Source organism: Lysinibacillus sp. FJAT-14745, from assembly GCF_001275675.1.
Classification (GTDB): domain Bacteria; phylum Bacillota; class Bacilli; order Bacillales_A; family Planococcaceae; genus Lysinibacillus.
This window is the reverse complement of record NZ_LITM01000015.1, coordinates 122,166-124,516: the sequence shown is the minus strand read 5'-3', so window position 1 is coordinate 124,516 and position 2,351 is coordinate 122,166. Positions and strand designations below refer to the sequence as shown.

Annotated in this window: 2 protein-coding genes; both read left to right on the top strand. The window is 33.3% G+C overall.

The annotated features are described in order from the left end of the window. The first annotated feature begins 97 nt into the window (after nucleotides 1–97). Nucleotides 98–589 carry a GNAT family N-acetyltransferase gene (locus AMS59_RS20535; RefSeq protein WP_053485579.1) on the top strand — a complete coding sequence of 164 codons (492 nt, stop codon included), beginning with the start codon at nucleotides 98–100 and terminating at the stop codon, nucleotides 587–589. A 126-nt stretch (nucleotides 590–715) separates the two neighbouring features. Further along, on the top strand, nucleotides 716–1,927 hold the full coding sequence (locus AMS59_RS20530) for an endonuclease domain-containing protein (protein WP_053485578.1): 1,212 nt from the start codon (nucleotides 716–718) through the stop codon (nucleotides 1,925–1,927). The last annotated feature ends 424 nt before the right edge of the window (nucleotides 1,928–2,351 follow it).

Below are 2,351 nucleotides of genomic sequence, written 5' to 3'. Positions count from 1 at the left end.
GTCTTTAGACATGGGCCAGTACCCCAGCGTTTCACGCGTAGAGCAAACCACCAGTTAGACTGGTGGTTCTGATTGAACATAATAAGGGGGGAAATGAATGGACGCAGTATTCATTCGTAATATGGAGCAAAAAGATTTAGCAGAGGTATTAAAGATTTATAAAGAAGGAATCGAAACAGGGATGGCAACCTTCGAAACAAATGTACCAAGCGAACGAGTATGGGATGAAGGGCATCATGTTACTTTACGCTTTGTGGCAGAAGTCAAAAATAGAATAGTCGGTTGGATTGCAATTTCACCTGTATCTACCCGAGCAGTATATTCTGGAGTTGGAGAAGTAAGTGTTTATATATCAAGTGATAGTAAAGGGAAAGGGATTGCCTCGAAGCTGTTTCGAACACTAATTGAGGAGAGTGAAAAGGAGGGCTTTTGGACACTTCAATCATCTATTTTTGCAATAAATACCTCAAGTATTCAATTACATAGAAAGATGGGCTTTAGAATAGTTGGTACGAGAGAAAAAATTGCTCAGTTACACGGTCGATGGCATGATACAGTTATAATGGAAAAATGTAGTGCGAAAATATAATAATTTAGTAAATATATAAATGTTATCAAAACAAGTACAAACCTTCTAATGTTATTACCAAAAAAATCATTATTTACCATGTATGTATGTTATCCTTTATTATAAATATCACAAAGAAGGTATTCTATGATGAATCCAAAAATAAGAAATGAAAATAGTCCACTCGAAGAATTAATGGAGGCTGCACTTAATGAGGCTAATATAAAATTTAGAGCTCAATATACTGTTTATGATGGTAATAAGGACAAGTGGAATGCTAAATATACACTTGATTTCCTTGTATATGGAGAGTTTTGTAAGATTGCGGTGGAATGTGACGGAAATACCTATCACGATTCTTCAGAAGCAAGAGAAAGGGATTTAAGAAGAGATCTATGGGTACAACAGTTAGCTTTTGATGATACACTTCGCTTTAATACAGAGCAAATTAAATATAATTTAGATGGTTGCATTAAACAAATTAAAAATACGATTCAGGCTTATGACAAAATAAAGTACGATAAGGAGAAGAAATTCGTTTTTGATATAACTAAGATCCCATCTTGTGTACCAAAGCAGGATGCAGAATACATTTATAAAGATTTATCCAAAGTTATTCAACATGTCTGTAATAATGCTCATACGGAAGTTAAAATCACCAACCGTAAAAAGCCTTTTATAGTTAATGCAGTACGGAAGTCTATTTTTGAATCGGGATATGCGGAAATAAATAATACATTTGTTCATTTTGACTCTCCTCAGCTGGAAACCTATAAAAATCATATAGATATCTTATTCGGCGCTTATAACATTCCTTGTTCTGTTATTGTTGCTAGTAGAATGCAAGAAGTGGAAATCCCTAAAGAGTTAGCAAATGATCCTACAATATTAAAAATTATCATTCTTTATGTTACACCAAGCAAATTATTTAAAGGAAAATCCTTTATTATTTTGAATGGCATAACCAGTAACAATAACAAAGTTATTTATAGTGACTTAGTGGATTATTACGAACAAGATTTTGATGCTATAAAATGCGAAGAATTGATAAGAGAAGCAGAAAAACTAGAACGAAAATTAAAACAAGTATATAAGAAATTATATGTTCTCAATCATTTTAGAAATTCTTTAGTGAGAAAACCTTTTTCGACTGTTGATAAAGTAATGTACGAGAAAATTTTGATATCCATTAAGCAGTTTCTTTTGTCAAAAGATCTTTACTTAAATGAAGATGTAGAAGCATTAGATATCGCAGTCGATTGGATAAAAAGTGAGGGTATTTATTTTAAAAATGTCCCATATACAGTACATGATGTAACATTAACCATTCAGCATTTTCGGAATAAAATGGTAAAATAAGTATGGGAAAACATCTGATTATTATTTTATTTAAGTGAGAAACGTACCAAGCATATTTTCGATATAAAAATAATCGTTTTTTATCAATCATGTTTTCATGGGTTATTTTTATTTTTATCTTTTTACACGCGTGTTGATTAGCCAAAATCATGTAATACTTTTTTGATAAATCTCCCGAGCTGATGACAAAAGTTCTTCAACGTATGTTCGCCATTTCAAAGGAAGCGCATGCCAAAGAAACAGGCGTGTAAAACCTGCGAATGAGGTAATCTACCTGATGTCACGTTCGCCAATTGTTGGGCGCATGTGCGACGTTATTGGCTAAAAGCCGATAGCAAAAACGGGCGAATTGGCGTGGACTACTGTGATCAACTGTTTCACCTAGAACGTCAATTCAAGCATCTTTCACCAGGTAAACGCCGAA